The sequence below is a fragment of the Desulfoplanes sp. PS50 genome (genome assembly GCF_053851535.1).
This window is the reverse complement of sequence record NZ_JBSPZA010000020.1, coordinates 41,193-61,044: the sequence shown is the minus strand read 5'-3', so window position 1 is coordinate 61,044 and position 19,852 is coordinate 41,193. Positions and strand designations below refer to the sequence as shown.

The following is a 19,852-nucleotide window of genomic DNA, read 5'->3' as shown; positions in this document are numbered from 1 at the left end:
ACTAAGTGCTCGCGAGGGCGGCATCGAAGTATTTTCCAACACCATACTCCCGCCGACGGAAGAACTTTTCCGGACTCGGTCCGATGATCTGCAGTTCGGGATGTTTTTTCTGAACCTCCAGGGCAATATGCATCTCCTTGGTACATCCCGTGGAAAAGGTGGCGTCCTTGCCCAGCCAGACAGAGGGGACCTTTTCACCCATGAGCTCGAAACTCTTTTCTATGTCCGTGACCGTCTGAAAACGCCATACATCGATAAGTCCGCTTCGCTGCACCTTTTCCCACATATACATGAGATCATCCCCGTCCATGCCCTGCTCGAAATGTTCGGCAGGATTGATGATCAAGGCGCCGCCGAGTTTCTTTCTCAAGTATCTGACAAAGGTGTTCAGAACCCGTTTGGCGGATTTGAGCTGCCCGGGAATGCTGCCGATGATCGCGCTGTAGAACATGACCAGCTCCCCTTCGGAGCGTTTCTTGCGCATGGCGCTCATGATCCTTTCGGCCTGGGACAGAATCTGCTTTTCAGTGATCTTGATCACCCGCGGAGAGCGTTTTTTGAAATGGAACTGGAGCCTTCCATCGGGTTCGCGATAATAGGAAATGATATTTCTTGTAAATGCGTGGGTATTCAGGATCAAACGCCGATAATTGCGGGTCCCTTTGGCGATGATCAGGTCCGATTCCTTCCAGGACCGGGCAAAGGTCACGCTGGTCCGGTAGAGGTTGAGCCGCTCTCTGGTCCCGTCCGAGATGACCACAAAGGAATTCTCCCTGAGTGTTTTCAACAACTTGTTCTTGGAAACCTCGTTGTCGGCCAGAAAGAACGCTTCGGCGAGCCCCATGGCAAAAAAGGGATCATACTCCCTGTCCCAGAAGGTCGGTGTCTCGAAATAAAATCCCTCCTTCAAGGCAAGAATGACCTTGTGCCCCTGCCGAAGCAGGGACTTGATGATCATCAAATCGAACATGATTCCCCCGCAGGTGTCGGGTAGAAAAAGGATGCGCAGGGGATTGAGTGCCTGAGGACCAAGCAGGGGGCGCATGATATTGTCAAATTCCTCATTGTTGAACCCGTTGGTTTCATCGCAGAAACTGCGGGCCTCCAGGGCATCGATGTCTTTTTCCCAGATCTTTTCACAGGTGGACAGGTTGAAAAGCCGCTTGAGTTCCAGGAGATCGAGTTCCCAGCGAAGATCCTGGATACGCTGGCACCCCAGTGTCGAGGACGGACACGCGCTCAGATACCGGCCAAAGGCCTGGGAGAAAATGAAATCATTGGCCCGCTTGTTCATGAGCCGTTTATGGGTCCGCAGGGGATCTTCCACCGCACATTGGCACAGAAAAATAGTCACCAGATGCTTGAGCAGCCGGGAGGGGATGAGAAAGGTCGAGGTCAGAGCGGCCCTGAACTTGTGACGCGACAGGGAAAGGATCTTCTTACGCGTGTATCTGTCCTCGACACTGCTGTGCACGATTTTGACGAGCAATCGCCATTCGTTTCGATACTCCTCGAGCAGGGGTGTCGTCAGTTCCGTGCCAAGAAGATTCTTGAGCATCCAGTCGGAACAGGGAGCAAAGACCTGATCGGAATTCACATCAACCATGAACCGGATCTGCTCCGGCGAGGCGTTCAGTTCCGGCTTGACCGCATATTCGATATTGTTTTCCGTAAAAAAATAGAGCAGCCAGGCGTCGAGATGGGGATCATTGCCATAATAAAGTTCGGTAATGGATCCAAAGGCGGGCAGTGTACTCATGATTGTTCCCGGATAAATCCCTTGGACTTGAGTTTGTCCATATAGGAAGAGCGTGATGAATGGATGAGCTTGATTCGTGTTTGGGCCCTGGTGATCTCCACACGGTCCCCGGTGGCAAGACCAAATCCTTTTTGACCGTCCAGGGTGAGGTACACATCACTGTTGTTTGGTTCCACGGTGATGCAAAGAGGCTCGTTAAAAGGAAGAACCAGAGGTGCAAAGGTATCCAGAAACGGACAGATGGGGGTAAGGACAAAAACGTCAAGATCGGGATAGACCAGAGGTCCTCCGGCCGACACACAATAACCCGTAGATCCGGTAGGCGTGGATACAATGAGACCGTCGGATCGCACCGTGCCCAGACATTGCTCACCGTACGACACCTTTAGATTGATCAGCCTGGCCAGCGCACCCCGATTGACGACCAGATCGTTGAAGGCCTTGCCCGAGCACACAACCCCACTGTCGTTATTTCGAAAAACCCCATATTCAAGAACCGCTCTGGAGGAAACCGAAAGTCGACCGGCAAACAAATCCTCAAGGGTCTGCTGCCAATGTTGCGGGGTGGTCTCGGTCAAAAATCCCACATTGCCGAGATTGATTCCGAGCATGGGGATACCGAGCCCGTTGACCTTGCGGGCAACCGACAACATGGTCCCATCCCCCCCGAGAACAATCACGCAATCAGGCTTCTCTCGGCCCAGCTCAAGAAGCTCACAGTCCATTTCGTTCTCCACCACCTGCGTGTGAACGTGACGGGCGTCGATCCAGGTCTTGAGCTCCCGGGCAAGACTACGGGCTTTTCCGTGTCCGGCTTTGACAACGATGATAATATGTCCAATCAAGGCATGCATGTCCGTCTGTCTAGCCAAATATGTTTCGGGATTCAAGAAAAGATACCATATTCCCGTTCTGATAACTCTCAAAAAAAAACAGAGCTCAACGCCCTCTACATACCTCTCAACTCCCGTTCTCCCCGAAATCGACTTCCACAATCCGGTACGCTCCAGGCTGCTTTTTTTCAAAATAGTTGCAAAGCAAGATCTCGAAACAATGACATTTTTTCAAGAAGATGGGGAATCATGACAAAAAAGGCTAAAGGAGCTATAAATATGGTCGATAACGTGTATGAGAGGATAAACAACAAACGCCATGATCATCCATTCCTACATGCTCAAAAACATGATGCGCAGCTATGACCGCCAAATCGGCAATGGTCAGCGAATCGAGCGCATCAAAAAATATCTTGGCCCCCTGACCGAGGAATCCCGGGGGACGGATAGATTTGGGCACGACAAACGCGAGCGCCTCATCCAACAGATATCGCGGGAAATCATGGACAACCTGCTTGGTTCGGGAAGTACCAATCCCGTTGTTCAGGAAATCAAGGAAGAACTGGACCGAGAATTTCCCGAAGGACTCTTCTTCTCCTATGGCATCTCGGACAATGAACTGAAAATCATGCGCGTCACCGGAAACAGGACCATTACCCTGCCCCCTGAAGACAGAGACAAGGTTATGGAACGGGTCAGGGAGATCACCCGGGAAAAAGTGGACAGGACCATCATCTGTCCCAGCTAACCGCCTGGCTTCAAGCAGGCGACACAGGATACACCATGGATATACGAACTATTACCGCACAGATCGACCAGTACAAGACCAATTCCCTGACAACGTCAAAGACTGGCAAAAATGCGGCCAAAAAGGACGTGCCGGAATCTTCAACCGACACCATTTCCCTGTCCAGCCGGGCCAAACTTCTGCAGAGCGCAGGAGAAGCGGCAAATGGTTCCACAGGTGTGCGCACGGAAAAGGTTGATGCCCTCAAGGAACAGATAGAATCCGGGGAATACGCCCCCGACTTCCAGGCAATCGCCCGGAACATGCTCAAGGACGACCAGGACATCCTGGGTTAGCAACGCGTTTTACCCAAACGGCAAGAGCCCGTCCGGCCAGACGATTCACATGGCCGGACGGGCTCTTGCCGTTTGAAATAGGGTTTAGAGATCCCGGAGCAAGACCGGCTGGCACATGGCCGGATCCAGCTGAGGGGCCTGGACACCGATCCTGGTGACATTGTTGATGAGAATGGGTCCGCACAGATTGAGACAGGTCTTTTCGGGCTCCCCGTGAGGGATGGTCACCGTGACGATAACCGACAGGTCCTCTATGCGTGAGGTGCCCAGAATTTCGGCGTCGTGGTCCTCGACCTTCAACGCATAGTCGGGAACAAAATCAAAGGGATTGGTAACGATCAACCCGACGGCATTCTCATCCACATCCTGGAGCATCAAAAAGGGCGAATCCTCCTGAATAGCGAAAAGAATGAACCGCCGGCTGGTCTCAAAACCGATAAGTCCCTTGGGAAAAGAGATGACCTTGCTCAAATCGATACATTTTTCCCCGAGACGGGAAGGAATTATTTGTTCTTTTTTGGTTTCCATAGTTCAGTCACGGCAAGAAGATCATCCTGCAGGGTCTGGGCAGCCTGCTTGTTCTGCTCCTGGATTTTTTCGTAAATCTCATCACGATACACCGGCATACCATCGGGGACATCGATCCCGAGCTTGATCCGCTGGCCTTTGACGGACAAAACAGTGATGGTGATATGATCCCCCAGGTGGAGGCTCTCCCCGGGGCGTCTTGAAAGAATGAGCATGAGATGGGTGGTTAGATGTAATTGAGAAGACTCATCTTCATGATCTTGGACGAAGATGTCAATACAGCCTGATAGACGATCTCCTGCTTGTTCAGATCCGTCATCAGCTCGGCAATGTCCACATCCTCGATATTGCTCATCCGCTCTTCCTGGTTGAGCTGAAGCCCGGACAGGATATTCTTGGTCACGGCAAGACGATTTTCTCGCGAACCCACATCAGCGGCCTGATTCATCAACCGATTCTGGGCCACCCCCAACCCCTCCAATGCCTCGGCAATACCGGACTGATCGTTATTCTCCAAAGAGGCAATCAGCTTGCCCATGGTCACGAACAGATTGGAGCCTTCCTCGTCCTGGGAATGATAGTAACCGGTTCCATACTGGAGAGATCCCCCGAAGATGTCCGAACCCATGTTGTTGATGGCCACCCTGTTGTCTGCGGAAATATCCACGGAAAGATCGGCAAGCTTGGGCTGGATGATGAATTGATCGCCTTCTTTGAGGTCATCGTTTCCGTCCTTTGCCGCAAGCTTCAGACTCCCGCCGGGAACGAGGAGTTCGGGGGGGGTGGGGGGGTCGGGGGGTACAGCTTCGTTCGCCGCCTCCTTGCCCGTCATCCAGGACCTGCCTCCGTCCAGGCTGTAGGAGTACTCAATAGTATAGTCTACGGTTGTGAAATCAGCCGAGTCGTTATCGATACGCACCATGATCGGTCGATCGAATTCACCCTCGCCCCGGGCATTGACGTTACTGCCCATCTGCAAAACAGGTGTGGTCGCGGCATGAACGGTCAGCTGGAGACCCGAAGCATCTCCACTGCCATCGATAGTCACCTGCCCGCTGGGGAGTTCGATCTCAAAGTTACCTCCTTCGAGAACCTTGGCCGAAAAAGTGGCGGCCCCGGGGGGAAACGTCTCTCCATCTGATGTATAACGATACGTGACCTCAGGAGGAGAAGCCGAACGATTATCAGTGTCGATCGTGATCTCTACATCCTGTTCGAAACTTCCCCTGGTGGAGGCATGAAAATCTTCCGCGGCACCGCCTGTAATCGTCACTGCCGACTGATCATCAATGCCACCCGTGTACACAGCCGTAGGGGCAACGGTCAGCCAGGTGCCCACATCGGTGTTTTCGTTGTCCACCGAAGAACCCGTGACCACGTACCCGTCACGCAACGTCACGGACAATCCCCCGCCCAGATCGAGCTTGTTGCCGGTGCTGGAAACCGTCCCCGTCTTCCAGCTCTTGCCCCCATCCCGGGTGTACCGATAGTCGATATCATCATCTCCTGTTGTTAACTTTGTTCCATCCCCCAAGAACTGCACCTTCACGGACCGATCACTCGATCCGACGATTGCTTCCACATAGGGATCGACCGAGCCATCCTTGTCATAGACCATCAACCCGGCCTCATAGGCATTCTTGTCCACTTCCTGGCCCGCAAAGATGCTCTTGCCGCCAAAACTGGTATTGGACAGGCTGATCATCTGATCAAAAACCTGGCGCATATCATAGGACAGGATGTTTCGGTTTTCCGCATTCATGGTACCTGTGGCCGCCTGTTCGGCAATCTCCTTGGCCCGGGTGACCAGATCGCTGGCCTGAACCAGGGTTTCGTCGGCCAGACTGAGCCATCCCTTGGCCGTATCGATATTCTCCAGATATTGATCAAACGCGGACAGAGAATCCCTATAGGCCAGAATCCTGGACGTTCCCAACGGATCATCCGAGGGCTTGTTCACATCCTTCTGACTCGAGGCCTTGTTATTCAAATCGATGAGTTCCGAGGTGGCCTGATTCATATTGGTCAGAAAATTGGAATACATGGAACGATGACTCACCCGCATGGAAATTCTCCTTAATTCTTCATGGCCAGCAAGGTATCAAACATCTGGTTTGCCGTGGTAATCAGCTTGGCCGCGGCCGAATAGGCCTGCTGGAACTTGATCAGATTACTCATTTCCTCGTCCAGATTGACTCCGGCAATGGAATCCTGCCTGGCCCGCAAGTCATCTGCCAGACTTTGCTGAAAATTGAGATTGAACTCGGACCGGGCCGTGTCTGCCCCCACATTGCTCACCAGGGCGGTGTAATAATCCTGCAGGGTCTGACTGCCCGTCTCGCTTGAAAAGGTGGAAAAGGCGACCCCGGTATACTGCAGGGCCGCAATGTCCTGGGCCACCACATTGCTCCCGGAATCCATGGACCCCGAGGCATCGAGTTGCCCGGCATTGATATAATCGAGATTTCCGGCCACGACACTGTTCACGGCCAGGGATGATGCGTTCGACCCCTGCAGATAGGTATTGATGCCCAGGCCGGCCAGCAACCCCGTGGAATCCTGCCCAAAGGAAAAGGATTTGCCCGAATCCGCATGCAGATGGAGCTGGTTGTTCTGAATCGTTGCGGTCAGGCCGTCGACGCCATTATCAGGATGATTAATAGCGTCTTGCACTTCTTTCAGAGAATGTTTTTTAGGATCGAAATTCTCCCCGCCCCCAAAATCCAGCACAGAGACAACACTCTCCCCTGAATTTGTATCGTGTATGCTCACAGACAGACTCCCGGCCTGCAGCTTGTCGGCAAAATCCAGCCCCGAACCAGCAGACCCGAGAGCCACTCCGTCATTGGTCACCGAATAGGTACCGGTCACGTCGGTAAAGGATGCAAGACCGCTTCCCTGGGTGTGAATGGCATTGACCTCCCAGACCAATCCCTTGGCCAGGGCGTCCAGACGTTCCTGATACCCCCCGACGTAATCATCCCTGAAGGCCAGATACCCGCCCAAGCTGCCCCCGGTGATCCGGGAGGAATTGGACTGACCATTGACATAGACCTGGGAGGTGATGTTCGTGGTCATGGTGTCTCCGCCGTGCCAGTAAACTCCCTTCTTGGGCACGATGGTGAACATGTCCCCCTGCGCGAGATCATTGGTTGGAACCCCGCCTATATCATCCTTCTTGCCGAACCAGACCTCCAATTCCCCTCCCGGCAGGCTGATCCGGTTGTCATAGCTCGTGGCATCAAATCCACGGACCGTGCCGTCATCGTTTTTCAGCCAGGTGCGACCTCCGTCCAGGGAAACATTGAAGCGGGTCGGGTCATCCTCCGCGCTATCTACCGCCCCCCCGTCAACCACTTTGAGGGTATATTCATAGCTCGATGAGCCGTGAAAATAGACCTGGCCATCGGTATCAAAATCTGAACCATCGGTCAGGTGGGTACTCACCTTGGGCCCCTGAACCCCGAGACGAAACGACGCACCTCCATCCACCAGGGTCTGGCCGCCGCCGGTGGTGATGGTCAGGTTGCCCCCACCGTTATCAATGCAATTGACGTCCAGTTTTTCCGAAAGCTCACGGATCTTGAGGGCCCGCTCATCCCGGGCGACGTTGGCGTTGATGCCGGGCTGCTCGCTGACCTGGATCTGACTGTTCAGATCGGCAATCTGTCTGATGATTTCGTTAATGTCATCGACCTCTTGGGCGATGTAATCGTCCATGCGCCCGGCCAGATCCTCGAGATCCTCCGAAAGCATGCCCATGGTCTCGAGAAGACTCTGGGTATTTCCAAGCAACGCACTGCGGACATTGGCGTCATCGGGACGAACCGACAGATCCTGCCAGTCCTTGAAAAACTGGGCCATGACATCGTTGAGTCGCCCTCCCTGATTCTCGTTGATGAGCATCTCCACACTCTGCAGATTCGTGTTGAGTGCGCCCCACTTCCCTTGCTCGGAAAGCTTTTCCGTGTATTGGGCTTCAACAAATTCATCGAAAATGCGGACGACTTCCGTCCCGTTGACCCCCGAGCCGATCTGACCGGGCCTGGTGTTGATAGGACGATTTTCCTCGACATTGATCTTGCGCCGACTATAGCCCGGGGTATCTGCATTGGCGATATTGTTGCCGGTCACCTCGATCTGACTCTGGGTCAGATTGAGGGCCTGCTTGGCGATGTCCATAGTCCCTAAAATGCCGCCCATTAGAGTCTCCCGCTTATGAGTGTGGCTGTCTGGGTCCTGGCAGCCCACCGCCCGTGGTTGGAATAGGTGTGCTGGGTTTTGGGCATGACCTGCTTGCGAAAAAAGGCCAGCAGGGAACTGCTCTGATCCTGCAGGGCCTGCGCTATTTCCGCATTCATGGCGGCCTTGCGGGCACATTGCTGCTGGCGCGTATCAATATCACCCGTCAGGCTATCCAACATGACGTTTTCTTCTTCAGAGAACCGCTCCATGACATCCCCAAGCCGGGAAGCCTCTGAAGACATTTCCCGGATACAGGTTTTCACCCAGGTCTTTTCCATTGCGATCTGGCGCACCAACTCCTGGATGGAAAACTCGAGACCGGCAACGGCCTGAGGCGAATCCTCCTTGAGCAATCGCAATTCCTGGTCGAGAAGGGTTCCAAGGAGCAAGAGTCCCTTGGCCTGTCGTGAAAGACTCTGGATGATCAAGGTTTGCATATTCGTATTCCTTATGAAGCGACAAAAGAGAGTTCCTGCGAGGTATGCCACCGGGAAAAAGATTCCGGTGACCATATGTATGCAATGTTTTTACCAAGTAACCTAACAGCCTCTCATGACTATCTTTTTCCCATTGCCCGGCAACAATCTCCGTCCCTTGAGGAGATACCCTGGCCCTTTTTGAATCAACCCGTGCTGAAACGACAATTTTTTGACCAACTCCACGAAAAAAACCCGCCCTTTTCAAGCTCGTCCGGGCTGAAAAGAGCGGGGCTCGAAGTGAACCAAAAAATGAATATTTCACGAAAAATACAACCACCCAAGCAGGATCATGGCCCCTGTACGAGGCAAGCAGTGCGGTCGCACATCAGGGATGATTACACATCCCTGGTGAACTTTGCCTCCGATTCATCTACGCCGTGTTCCTGTTCGATCTTTTGAATGAGCTGTTCCAGTTCACGCATGGTTCCGGAATCGCGCGTTGGAGGCGGGGGAAATGATGCCTCCATCTGGGTTCTGCTCCGGTTCGGCAGAGGATTCAACGAGGCTGCTTGGGATCCGAGGGGTTTGAGGGACACGGCGTTGTGACTGGCCTCTGAAAGTCGATCCTTCAAGCTGTCATAGAGCATTTTTCCGAGCCCAATGCCCCCGGCATCGGCCATTTTCTGTGACAATTCCCGGTCGAACATGGACAGATAGAATTCCTCTTCCTTGCTGTGCAGGTAGTCGTCCTTGGGCACGGTAGCCCGCATGCGCTCCCAGATCTTGCCCATGAAAATGGATTCAAACCCTTGGGCCGCTTCCTTGAGCTTTGTATCCTGGTTCTGCCCCTCGCCCAACTGATTGCCAAGCCTTTTGAGCTTTTCCTGATCCTGCAGGGAAGCGATATCCTGAGCCTGAACAGATGTCATGCTGGTGATTCCCATTGTCTACCTCTCTTTGAATGCGTCCACTCTCAAAAACAATTGTGTATCCCAGACCGGGGTTATATGGTCTCCAGGTCGGCATGCAGGGCACCGGCGGCCTTGAGAGTACGCAGAATGGACATGATGTCCCTTGGAGTGGCCCCGATGGCGTTGAGACCGTTGATCAACTCCTGAATATTGGCCCCTTCCACAAGAACGAGCCGTTTGGTCTGCTCCCTGACATTGATCTGGGTGTCCGGCGTAATGGCTGTCTGCCCCCGTCCAAAGGGCTGGGGCTGGGAGACCTGAGGGGATTCCTTGATCACCACATTGAGATTGCCATGGGTCACAGCGACCCGGGAGAGGGTCACGGTGCCGCCGAGCACAACGGTTCCGCTGCGCTCGTCAATGACCACCTTGGCCCTGATATCCGGTGAAAATTCAATGTTTTCCAGGGAGGCCATCAAGGGAACGAGATTGCCCTGGTACTGCTCGGGGATGGTCAGCCGGACGGAGGCGATATCCTCGGCCGAGGCATACCTCCCGCCCAATGCCCCGTTGACCCGCTGCACGACCTGTTCGGTCGTTGAAAAATCCCGTTCGTTGAGATGAATGAGCAGGGATTGCTGGTTGTTGAAGGCAAAGGGTACCGCCCGTTCCACCGAGGCACCTCCGGGGATCTGCCCCACGGTCGTCACATTCTTGGAGGCCTGTCCGGCATCACCTCCGGCCGAATATCCGCCCAGAACCAGGGAACCCTGGGCCAGCGCATAGACCTTGCCATCGATACCCTTGAGCGGGGTCATCAAAAGTACCCCGCCATACAGACTCGAGGCATCGCCCAGGGATGAGACCACCACGTCCAGCTTGGCTCCCGGCCGGGCCGATACCGGCATCTTGGCCGTGACCATGACCGCAGCCACGTTCTTGACCTTCAGGCTCGTCCTGTCCACGCGCACCCCCATCTTCTCGAGCATGTTGACCATGGATTGGATGGTGAATTCAGTCCCGGACTTGTCTCCACTCCCTGAAAGACCCACGACCAAGCCATATCCGACGAGCTGGTTGGTACGCACCCCGCTGAAGGTGGCCATGTCCTTCAGCCTGACGGCATCAGCTGTGGGGACAAACAGACCTGCCGCAAGCAGGGGTAGCAACGCTGCCAGGAATATCCGTGTAACGGTCTTTCCGAGTGGGGAATTCATTGCACTTCGCATACAGTGTCCATTGATACTCATGGGTTAAAAAGGCCAGATATTGTCCAGAATCCGGGCCAGCCATCCGGGTTTCTGCTTGTCGGCCAGAATACCCTGGCCATACAATTCTATCCGGGCATCAGCCATGGCCGTGGAGGGGATGGAATTGTCCGGCCCGATATCCCGGGAACGGATGATCCCCCTGACGACCACAATCTGGGTCTCGTCGTTGACACGAACCTCCCGGCCCCCTTCGACTTCGAGAATCCCGTTGGCCAGAACCCGAACAACACGGACAGAAACGGTTGTGGTCAGATAGTTTTCGCGTTTGGTCTCGCCATCACCGGAGAACTCACTGGAAGAGCTGGTCTGTATGGCCGGAGCCTGCCCAACGGGAATGCCCTTGAAATAGCCATCTCCCATAAAATTCTGAATACCCAGATTAAGGCTTGATTCCTTGTTCGCATCCGTGGAGGCCTTGTTCTTGGAAACCGTGTTCTCGGCAATATAGATGGTCACGATATCCCCGACCCGCCGCGCCCGACTGTCGGCAAAAAGATAATCGGCCTGGCCGGTATCAAAAAGCGATCCCGGATTCTCTTCAGGTGAAACATATTCGTTGGCCTGGGTGTACACGGGTTCGGGCAGGGCATGCTTCTGGGACGTAGCACATCCCGTCACAACCGAGAAAATCCCGAAACACACGGCAACAAGCCATGTACGTTTCCAGAAGGAAACATGAAAAACAACCTGTTCAAAATGGAGATGTCGATGTGATGACATGGTGAACCCTTGGGTGAAAATCGCCTGAAATGGTCACTGCCCTTAACTTAATGGACAACAACCGTGTTCTTGTCCCTGACACGGGCAAGGATCTGCTTATCACTTTGCAAATTGCGAACCATGATGGATTTGCCCGTGCGGCCATCCTCCAATGCCTCGGCCGGGACCTCGAGCCTGATGTTCGGTCCATCGAAAACAAGGGATACCCGAGCCCCTTGGACAATGATCGGCATGAGCTCGATATTTTTGTCGTACACGACCTCCCCCGTTCCCATGGGCCGTTTCACCCACCAGGGGCCACCGCGGCCATTCCAGACCGCACCGCGCAGATACGCCAGATTCTTGCGTTCAAAACGCACGGCCTCGGGAACGATCACCCTCCCGCGACCAAGGGGCCGCGCGGCACAGGGAACCGTTACCCATGCATCGAGAAACACACTCGCTGAAATCCGTTTGACAACATTCCTGTTGCCGTCCAGCACGTTGATCCGAAAAGAGATCCGCCCGGGCTCGATCTCCCGGGAGGTGTCCATGGCCAGGGTACCTGCAACATCGGGCACAAAAATACGGTCGGGAAGTCGATAATCCCGGATGTTCACCTCGGCCTGTTTGGACGCAAGGGCCCGTGTCAAAAACTTGTCGACCTCTTTTCTGATCTGGGGCCCATCGATCACACGCCCTCCCCGCTGAACCTGAATCTGAAAGGGGATATCACAGCTGCCCGGGGCAGCCGCGATCCTGCTCAACCCCTCACGGATCATATCTGCGCTGATGACCTTTCGATCCCCCTGGCGAGGCGGGGCGTCAGCCAGCGTGTGCGCGGCGAAGTGTTCCAGAAAAATCGTGGATTCCGGACCATTGGCCACGGCAAGATCCCCGAGAGTCACCTCGGCGCCCTGCACACAGACGGCCTCACGAAAGACAATGTGCTCCTGTGCGTGGGCAACGTCCCACCCTTCTCCCATGCAGAGAAGCAGGAGAAGCATGGCAAAGATGCGAAACCGTTTTTCTGGCAAACCCTGCATCATCTCACCTATCGCTTCATCTGGTTGGCGGTCTGGAGCATGGTATCCGAGGTGGTGATGGCCTTGGAATTGGTTTCATAGGCCCTCTGGGCAACGATCATGTTCACCATCTCTTCCACGAGATCCACGTTGGAGGACTCCAGAAAACCCTGGGCAAGCGTACCGACATTGTTTTCACCGGGAATACCTTCCACCGGATCGCCGGAACCTTCGGTCTCGGCGTAAAGATTGCGTCCCCTGGCATTGAGTCCTGCAGGATTGATGAAGGTGTACAAGGGGATGTCGCCCTCCTGCAGAGCCTCGCCATTCTTGTCGAGTGCCGAGATATGACCGTCTTCGGTGATAACGAGGTTCTGCGTTTCAGCAGGAACGGTGAAGTTCGGCTGCAACCGGTACCCTCCCGAGGTGACCAGCTCGCCGTCGACATTGAGTTTGAACGAGCCAACACGGGTATAGGCGTCATCGCCGTTGACATCCTCGACCCTGAAAAAGCCGTCGCCTTCGATGGCCACGTCGAGCTGATTCCCGGTGTTCTTGAGATCCCCTTCGGTAAAAATCTTGTGCACATCCACGGCCCGAACCCCCATACCGATCTGGATACCCGTTGGCAGTCTGTCGCCGGCCACATTCTGGGCCCCGGATATCTTCAGGTTCTGGTACATGAGATCTTCGAACTCCGCCCGACTCTTCTTGAACCCGGTGGTACTCACGTTGGACAGGTTGTTGGAAATCACGTCGATGTTGCGCTGCATGGCCACCATGCCGGAGGCTGCAGTCCAGAGTGATCGCATCATAATCTTCTATCTCCTCGCTTTATACATTAACGTCCTACCTGATGGGAATTTCTCCCTTGCAGAAAGACCGTTTATTCACCATGAGGCGTTTAGACCTTGCCCACGTTATTGATCACTTTTTCGTCCATGGATGAAGAGGTAGTCATGATCTTCTGCTCGGCCCCGACATTGCGGGAAACCTCGATCATCCGAACCATCTCCTGAACGACCTCGACATTGGAATGTTCGAGAAAGCCCTGATGGACAAAGGCATCCTCGGCGGGTTGTTCGTCAAAGGGATCGTCCTCGGGACTTTGAAAGTAATGCTGCCCCACCTGTTCAAGCCGCTCCGGCTCCTCAAAGGTGACCACGGCGATCCGTCCCAGGGGAGCATTGTCGGCAAGCATCTCCCCGTTTTCGTTGATAACGAGATTCGCACCTCGGGGAACGCGTACGGGACCGCCATCTCCCTGCAAGGCATTCCCATGCGCATCGGTCACGGTTCCATCGTTAGTGAGTCGAAAAACACCCGCCCGTGTATACCGGATACCCTGGTCAGTATCGATTTTGAAAAAACCCTTTCCCTCGATGGCCAGATCCAGGGGATTTCCGGTCTGAGTCAGTCTTCCCTGACTGAGATCGACATCCAATGCGTTTATCCGGGTCTGGGAAATCATGGAATCCGTTCCGAGCTCCTGATTCTTGAAGGCGTCACAAAAGGACATGGCGAGCCGTTTGTACCCTGTGGTGTTGACGTTCGCCAAATTATTGGCGATCAGGTTGAGGCGTTTGGATTGGGTCGTGCTCCCGAAAACCGCACTATATACCGCTGATTGCATGTTTGATATCCTCCATTGCCTGTTCTACAAGCAATATATCTGCCAATTTTTCTTTTTCCTTTCAAAAAAACCGCCCACACCCCCATGGGAGAGGGACCTGGGCATTTTTTTCCGAAACGGAAAACAGGGAGGAAACGGCCGCCATTCTTGCAATCGATAAAAAAATATGTTGACAAAAGGGAAGAAGTCGACAAAAGGGAAGTGCTTTCCGGGCGGATGTAGCTCAGCTGGTAGAGTACAAGCTTCCCAAGCTTGGTGTCGCGGGTTCGAGCCCCGTCATCCGCTCCACTCCAAGATGTAATGTCATAACCGATGTGGTAGGGTTATTGAGGGGTGGACCATATGGTCCACTTTTTTTTTGGGAACAAATGCAAAAAGATATATTTCACGACCAATTGGTCGCTCTCCTGACCCCCCTGTGCGAGGAACAACACCTCGTCATCTGGGGGATTGAATTGATCCTGGCCTCCCCCAAACACCGGGTGCTGCGTATTTTCATCGACTCGCCCCAAGGGGTGACCATCGATCAATGTGCCGAGTTCAGCCGACACGCGAGCGTGCTTCTCGATGTGGAGGATATCGTTCCGGGTGCGTACAATCTGGAAGTTTCCTCTCCAGGCCTTGACCGGAATTTTTTTTCACCCGATCAGCTCGATGATTTTGTGGACAAAGAGGTCAAGCTAACCCTGGACACCCCAAGAAATGGCCGCAAAAATTTCAGGGGCACCCTGGTAACCCGCACGGGTGATACCTTTATATTACGACTTGAAGACCAGAGCGAACACGAATTTTCGTGGAACGAGGTCCGCAGACTGAAACTCGTATTTACCGGCTGATCACACTACCGGCCGCGGGGAGCCGCAGGCTGCGCACGACACAACCACCACCATCAATCAATCGTCATCCGAATCTTTTCTTGATTCCAGGTAGAAGCGGAGAATCCTCATGGGCATGGAGCTAAAAAAGGCAATCGACCAAATCAGCAAGGACAAGGGCATCGATCGCGATCTTCTTGTGGACACCCTTGAAGAGGCCATCAGAGCCTCGGTAATTAAAAAATACGGCGACAATCTCGACATTGAAGTCAGCTTCAACGAGGAAATCGGCGAAATCGAGGTGTATCAGTTCAAGGTCGTGACCCAGGAAGTGGAAGATCCCGCGCGGGAGATCACCCTGGAGGCTGCCAAGATCCACGATCCCAACGTTCAATTGGACGATGAAGTAGGATTTCGCATGGAAATCGAAGACCTGGGAAGAATCGCGGCCCAGTCGGCCAAGCAGGTCATCATCCAGCGCATGCGCGATGCCGAACATGAGATCATCTACGAGGAATACAAGGATCGGATCGGAGAAATCGTCGGAGGGATCATTCAACGACGGGATCGCAACGGATGGGTCATCAACCTCGGCCGGACCGAGGCCATCCTGCCTAAAAACGAACAGATTCCCAGGGAGCGCTTCCGTCAGGGCGATCGGGTTCAGACCTATATCGTCGATGTCAAACAGGAAGGACGAGGCCCCCAGGTCGTGGTTTCACGGTCTCACCCCGATTACATGAAGGCCCTGTTCAGGCGCGAGGTCCCTGAAATCGACGACGGCATCGTGACCATCATGGGAGTGGCCCGAGATCCCGGCCTGCGGGCCAAGGTGGCGGTCATTTCGCACGAAACCGATGTCGATCCCGTGGGAGCCTGTGTGGGGGTCAAGGGATCGCGTATCCAGAATATCGTCCAGGAGTTCAGAGGCGAACGGATCGATATCGTTCTCTGGAATCCGGATATCACCACCTACGCGGTCAACGCGCTCTCTCCGGCCACCATAACCAGGATCACCGTGGATGACGATGACAAAACTCTCGAGGTTGTCGTGCCTGACGACCAGCTCACGCCTGCCATCGGGCGCAAGGGACAAAACGTCAAACTGGCAGCCAAGCTTTTGGGATGGCGCATCGATATTTTCACGGAAAGCCGATACGGTGAACTGAACAAAAACCGCCAGGGGCTGGAACAACTTGCCAGCGCCGCGGATATCTATGTCGAGAATCTCATTGAGGCCGGGTTTGAGGATGTGGACAGCGTGGTCGACAGTTCCGAAGAGGAGCTCCTGGACATCGAGGGAATCGGCGAGGAAAACGTCGCCGATCTCAAGGCCGCTGCCATGCTGCTCTTTCAAAGAACGGATGACGAGCCAACAGACGACGACACAGACACCGAGACGGCATCTGAAGATGAAAATCAATAAGCCATGATTCCGATACAGGGACCATGACAACCATCAATTTCATAACACAACATTATTTTTCGACCTGCTATGCATCCATCTGACCGATCTCCCCGGATCGAGGCGGACCATCAAACCTCGAACACGCACAAACACATTCCCATGCGCATGTGTGTGATTTGCCGGCAACGATTTCCAAAATCAGAGATCATACGATACACATGTCCGCCCGCCGATGAGAAAACTTTGTGGGCTGATCCTGCCGGAAAACGGCCAGGACGGGGTTTTTACGTGTGCACAAGCAGTGAATGCATGAGAAAGTTCAAGAAGTTTAGGGGCTGGCAGAAGAAATGTAGGGGGGAAGAGTATGACCACTAAAATGCGAGTAAGAGAATTATCCGGTGAACTCGGCATTTCAAACAAGGAGCTGATCCATTTGCTCCGCAAGCTCGAGATCAACGTCAAAAGCCACATGAGCGGTCTGACAGACGAAGAAGTGGCAAAGGCCCGCAAGGAATTCCACAAGGAGTCCCAGGCACCGGACGTGGAAAACAAACGAGTCCGATCAGGCGTCATTGTCCGGAGACGAAAAAAACCGGCCAGAAAACCCAAGCAGGAACCCGTGGAAGCCGCGCCTGAACAAACTTCTGCCGAGGAAACGATCACTGTTGACGAGTCGACCCCTGCCGCCCCTGCCAAGGATAAAGAAGGAACCTCCTCGGCCCCCACACCCAAGCAACCGGAAGATACGCCTCTTTCCCAGTCCCAGAAAGAAGACGCAACCGAAGCCTCGCCCACGGTGACTCAGGAAACCGAACCTGCCCCCCAGGAAGACGACGAGGAGAAAAAATCGGCTGAAAAAAAACGAGGAAAACGCAAGAAGGGCAAAAAGAAAAAAACCTCCCAAGCGGCTCCTCAGGTCAAGATCATTTCCCGCCCCGACCCTTCGGAGGAACCGGTCCTTCCCCAGCCTGTGGAAACAACTCCGGAGAAGAAAAAAGACAAACCCTTCAAGAAAAAACACCGCCGGACGGTTGAGGCGGATGAATTGTACCGCAAGGTCCGTCAGGCTGAAACAGCCAAACCGGATCTGGTGGGCGGACGCAAGGGACGGGGTAAAAAAGGCCGCAGAGGCAGAGAACAGGCCCCTGTCAAGCCCATGATCACAACCCAGCCCATCAAGGCAGCCAAACGCAAAATCCGTATCGACGAGGCCATCAGGATCGCCGACCTGGCCCAGCAGATGGGTATCAAGGCCCAGGACCTGATCAAGACGCTGATCGGTATGGGGGTTATGGCCACGATCAATCAGTCCATCGACGCCGACACTGCCGCCATCATTGCGGCGGATTTCGGTTATGACGTTGAAAAAATCGGCTTTTCCGAAAAGGAATTTCTCGCTCCTGTGCATGAGGATAAAGAGGAAGATCTCTGTCCCAGACCGCCGGTTGTCACCATCATGGGTCACGTCGACCATGGAAAGACCTCCCTGCTCGATGTCATTCGCAAGTCGCATATCACCTCGGGAGAGGCCGGTGGCATCACCCAGCATATCGGTGCCTATCATGTGACCACTCCCCGGGGAGAGATTGTCTTTCTGGATACCCCTGGCCATGAGGCCTTCACGGCCATGCGTGCCCGGGGCGCCCAGGTAACCGATCTGGTCATTCTGGTTGTAGCCGCTGACGACGGGGTCATGGATCAGACCCGCGAGGCCATCAACCATTCCAAGGCCGCGGGCGTACCCATCGTGGTGGCAGTGAACAAAATCGACAAAGAGGGTGCCGATCCCGACCGCGTCAAACGAGAACTCGCCGAACACGGACTGGTTCCCGAAGAATGGGGCGGCGACACGATTTTCGCCAATGTTTCGGCCAAAAAAAAGCTGGGGCTTGACGAGCTTCTCGAAATGGTCCTTCTTCAGGCCGAGGTTCTCGAACTCAAGGCCAACCCGGACAGGCGCGGCATAGGCCATATTGTCGAGGCCCGTCTGGACAAGGGTCGCGGTGCCGTGGCCACAGTGCTTGTGCAGACAGGCACCATCCACAAGGGTGACGCCTTTACCTGCGGTCTGCAATCCGGAAAAATCCGGGCCATTCTGAACGATCAGGGGAAGATGCTCAGGGAGGCTGGTCCGGCCATGCCCGTAGAGGTGCAGGGCTTCGACGGTGTCCCCGATGCCGGCGACGAGTTCGTGGTTGTGGCCGATGAAAAGGTTGCCCGCAAGATTTCCGATACCCGAAAGGGCAAACAGCGGGAAAAGGAATTGGCCAAAGAGACCAAGTTCACCCTGGACAAATTCCTTGCCGCCAAGGCCGGAGAAAAGGTCAAGGTTCTCAATCTGGTGGTCAAATCCGACGTCCAGGGCTCCCAGGAGGCCATTACCGATGCCCTGAACAAGCTTTCGGGTGACGAGGTACGTATCGAGATCATCCACAGCGGAACCGGTGCCATCACCGAATCGGACATTCTGCTGGCCTCGGCATCCAACGCCATCATCATCGGTTTCAATGTCCGGCCCACCGCCAAGGTCAAGGACGTTGCCGAACAGGAAAATGTCGAGATCAGATTTTACAACATCATCTACAAGCTGGTCGCTGAAATTAAGGATGCCATGAGCGGCATGCTCGCCCCGGCCATCAGGGAGGTCTACCTGGGCCAGGCCGAGGTCAGGCAGACATTCAGCGTTCCCAAGGTGGGCACGGTTGCCGGTTGTGCGATTATCGACGGCAAGCTGGTACGCAATGCCATGGTCAGACTGTTGCGTGACGGCGTGGTCATCTATACGGGCAAACTCAATTCCCTGAAACGGTTCAAGGACGATGTCCGCGAGGTCGCCAAGGGTTTCGAGTGCGGAACCGGCCTGGAAAAATTCAACGACATCAAGGAAGGCGACATTATCGAAGCCTTTGAAGAGGTCGAAGAAAAACGCACCTTATGATCATAGGCATTTTGCAACTCGAATTCAGGCTGCATGAAGTGCACTCGCTCAAGGAGAAACGGCGCATCGCCAACAGTCTGAAACAAAAACTCAAAAATAAATTCAACGTCGCAGTATCCGAAGTGGACAACCAGAACTCCCACGACCGTCTCGTTCTTGCAGCGGTCACGGTTTCCAATGAGACCCAGCGGGTCCAGAGTCTGTTGTCCAAGGCCGTTTCCATGATCGAGGCGAGCACGTCGGAAGAGCTTGTGGATACCCATCTTGAAATTTTTGGAGCATGAA

The 19,852-nt window shown here is 54.2% G+C and carries 20 protein-coding genes and 1 tRNA gene; 8 read left to right on the top strand and 13 right to left on the bottom strand.

All coding sequences use genetic code 11. The annotated features are described in order from the left end of the window. Nucleotide 1: 1 nt before the first annotated feature. Both ACTVJH_RS10130 and ACTVJH_RS10125 read right to left on the bottom strand, forming a co-directional pair. Nucleotides 2-1,759 (bottom strand): ARMT1-like domain-containing protein, encoded by a 1,758-nt coding sequence (locus tag ACTVJH_RS10130; protein WP_455989997.1) that lies wholly within the window; start codon nucleotides 1,757-1,759, stop codon nucleotides 2-4. Next, entirely contained in the window at nucleotides 1,756-2,604 is an 849-nt protein-coding gene (locus ACTVJH_RS10125; RefSeq protein WP_455989995.1) for an NAD(+)/NADH kinase, read from the bottom strand. Before ACTVJH_RS10125 ends, ACTVJH_RS10130 begins: the two co-directional genes overlap by 4 nt. Nucleotides 2,605-2,911: 307 nt before the next feature. On the opposite strand from ACTVJH_RS10125, the gene ACTVJH_RS10120 reads away from it, so the two are divergent. Both ACTVJH_RS10120 and flgM read left to right on the top strand, forming a co-directional pair. Beyond that, on the top strand, nucleotides 2,912-3,340 hold the full coding sequence (locus ACTVJH_RS10120) for a DVU0524 family FlgM-associated protein (RefSeq protein ID WP_455989993.1): 429 nt from the start codon (nucleotides 2,912-2,914) through the stop codon (nucleotides 3,338-3,340). Between the two features lie 35 nt (nucleotides 3,341-3,375). Further along, a complete protein-coding gene (gene flgM / locus ACTVJH_RS10115; protein ID WP_455989991.1) occupies nucleotides 3,376-3,675 on the top strand; it encodes a flagellar biosynthesis anti-sigma factor FlgM in 300 nt (99 codons plus the stop codon). A gap of 84 nt (nucleotides 3,676-3,759) precedes the next feature. Here flgM and fliW read toward each other — a convergent pair whose 3' ends face one another. The 11 genes from fliW to flgF all read right to left on the bottom strand — a co-directional run bounded on the left by fliW (nucleotide 3,760) and on the right by flgF (nucleotide 14,406). Then, nucleotides 3,760-4,203, bottom strand: a complete 444-nt coding sequence (gene fliW, locus ACTVJH_RS10110; RefSeq protein WP_455989989.1) for a flagellar assembly protein FliW — start codon at nucleotides 4,201-4,203, stop codon at nucleotides 3,760-3,762. Then, nucleotides 4,179-4,418, bottom strand: coding sequence for a carbon storage regulator CsrA (gene csrA / locus ACTVJH_RS10105; RefSeq protein ID WP_455989987.1), 240 nt, complete (start codon nucleotides 4,416-4,418; stop codon nucleotides 4,179-4,181). The genes fliW and csrA overlap by 25 nt, the downstream gene beginning before the upstream one ends. Before the next feature lie 11 nt (nucleotides 4,419-4,429). After that, entirely contained in the window at nucleotides 4,430-6,268 is a 1,839-nt protein-coding gene (flgL, locus tag ACTVJH_RS10100; protein ID WP_455989985.1) for a flagellar hook-associated protein FlgL, read from the bottom strand. An 11-nt stretch (nucleotides 6,269-6,279) separates the two neighbouring features. Next, complete coding sequence (gene flgK, locus ACTVJH_RS10095; RefSeq protein ID WP_455989983.1) at nucleotides 6,280-8,406, bottom strand: flagellar hook-associated protein FlgK; 2,127 nt, start codon at nucleotides 8,404-8,406, stop codon at nucleotides 6,280-6,282. Next, nucleotides 8,406-8,885: a flagellar export chaperone FlgN gene (flgN, locus tag ACTVJH_RS10090; protein WP_455989981.1), complete on the bottom strand. Its 480-nt coding sequence runs from the start codon at nucleotides 8,883-8,885 to the stop codon at nucleotides 8,406-8,408. Before flgN ends, flgK begins: the two co-directional genes overlap by 1 nt. 377 nt (nucleotides 8,886-9,262) lie before the next feature. Continuing rightward, nucleotides 9,263-9,796: a rod-binding protein gene (locus ACTVJH_RS10085; RefSeq protein ID WP_455989979.1), complete on the bottom strand. Its 534-nt coding sequence runs from the start codon at nucleotides 9,794-9,796 to the stop codon at nucleotides 9,263-9,265. Nucleotides 9,797-9,870: 74 nt separating this feature from the next. Next, a complete protein-coding gene (locus tag ACTVJH_RS10080; RefSeq protein WP_455989977.1) occupies nucleotides 9,871-10,995 on the bottom strand; it encodes a flagellar basal body P-ring protein FlgI in 1,125 nt (374 codons plus the stop codon). 36 nt (nucleotides 10,996-11,031) lie between these two features. Next, complete coding sequence (locus tag ACTVJH_RS10075) at nucleotides 11,032-11,769, bottom strand: flagellar basal body L-ring protein FlgH (protein WP_455989975.1); 738 nt, start codon at nucleotides 11,767-11,769, stop codon at nucleotides 11,032-11,034. 47 nt (nucleotides 11,770-11,816) lie between these two features. Continuing rightward, the gene (gene flgA, locus ACTVJH_RS10070) at nucleotides 11,817-12,797 is read right to left on the bottom strand and encodes a flagellar basal body P-ring formation chaperone FlgA (RefSeq protein WP_455989973.1); all 981 of its coding nucleotides are present in this window, start codon (nucleotides 12,795-12,797) and stop codon (nucleotides 11,817-11,819) included. Between the two features lie 5 nt (nucleotides 12,798-12,802). Next, nucleotides 12,803-13,588: a flagellar basal-body rod protein FlgG gene (flgG, locus tag ACTVJH_RS10065; RefSeq protein WP_455989971.1), complete on the bottom strand. Its 786-nt coding sequence runs from the start codon at nucleotides 13,586-13,588 to the stop codon at nucleotides 12,803-12,805. A gap of 89 nt (nucleotides 13,589-13,677) precedes the next feature. Continuing rightward, nucleotides 13,678-14,406 carry a flagellar basal-body rod protein FlgF gene (flgF, locus tag ACTVJH_RS10060; protein WP_455989969.1) on the bottom strand — a complete coding sequence of 243 codons (729 nt, stop codon included), beginning with the start codon at nucleotides 14,404-14,406 and terminating at the stop codon, nucleotides 13,678-13,680. Between the two features lie 212 nt (nucleotides 14,407-14,618). Between flgF and ACTVJH_RS10055 the strand changes: the two genes are divergently transcribed. From ACTVJH_RS10055 to ACTVJH_RS10030, 6 genes are all read left to right on the top strand, one after another. Then, nucleotides 14,619-14,694, top strand: a tRNA-Gly gene (locus ACTVJH_RS10055). 80 nt (nucleotides 14,695-14,774) lie between these two features. After that, nucleotides 14,775-15,242 carry a ribosome maturation factor RimP gene (locus ACTVJH_RS10050; protein ID WP_455989967.1) on the top strand — a complete coding sequence of 156 codons (468 nt, stop codon included), beginning with the start codon at nucleotides 14,775-14,777 and terminating at the stop codon, nucleotides 15,240-15,242. Between the two features lie 109 nt (nucleotides 15,243-15,351). Further along, the gene (gene nusA / locus ACTVJH_RS10045) at nucleotides 15,352-16,647 is read left to right on the top strand and encodes a transcription termination factor NusA (RefSeq protein ID WP_455989965.1); all 1,296 of its coding nucleotides are present in this window, start codon (nucleotides 15,352-15,354) and stop codon (nucleotides 16,645-16,647) included. Between the two features lie 69 nt (nucleotides 16,648-16,716). Further along, the gene (locus ACTVJH_RS10040) at nucleotides 16,717-17,004 is read left to right on the top strand and encodes a YlxR family protein (RefSeq protein ID WP_455989963.1); all 288 of its coding nucleotides are present in this window, start codon (nucleotides 16,717-16,719) and stop codon (nucleotides 17,002-17,004) included. After that, entirely contained in the window at nucleotides 16,994-19,567 is a 2,574-nt protein-coding gene (gene infB / locus ACTVJH_RS10035; RefSeq protein ID WP_455989961.1) for a translation initiation factor IF-2, read from the top strand. The genes ACTVJH_RS10040 and infB overlap by 11 nt, the downstream gene beginning before the upstream one ends. Beyond that, nucleotides 19,564-19,851: a DUF503 domain-containing protein gene (locus tag ACTVJH_RS10030; protein ID WP_455989959.1), complete on the top strand. Its 288-nt coding sequence runs from the start codon at nucleotides 19,564-19,566 to the stop codon at nucleotides 19,849-19,851. The genes infB and ACTVJH_RS10030 overlap by 4 nt, the downstream gene beginning before the upstream one ends. Nucleotide 19,852: the final 1 nt, after the last annotated feature.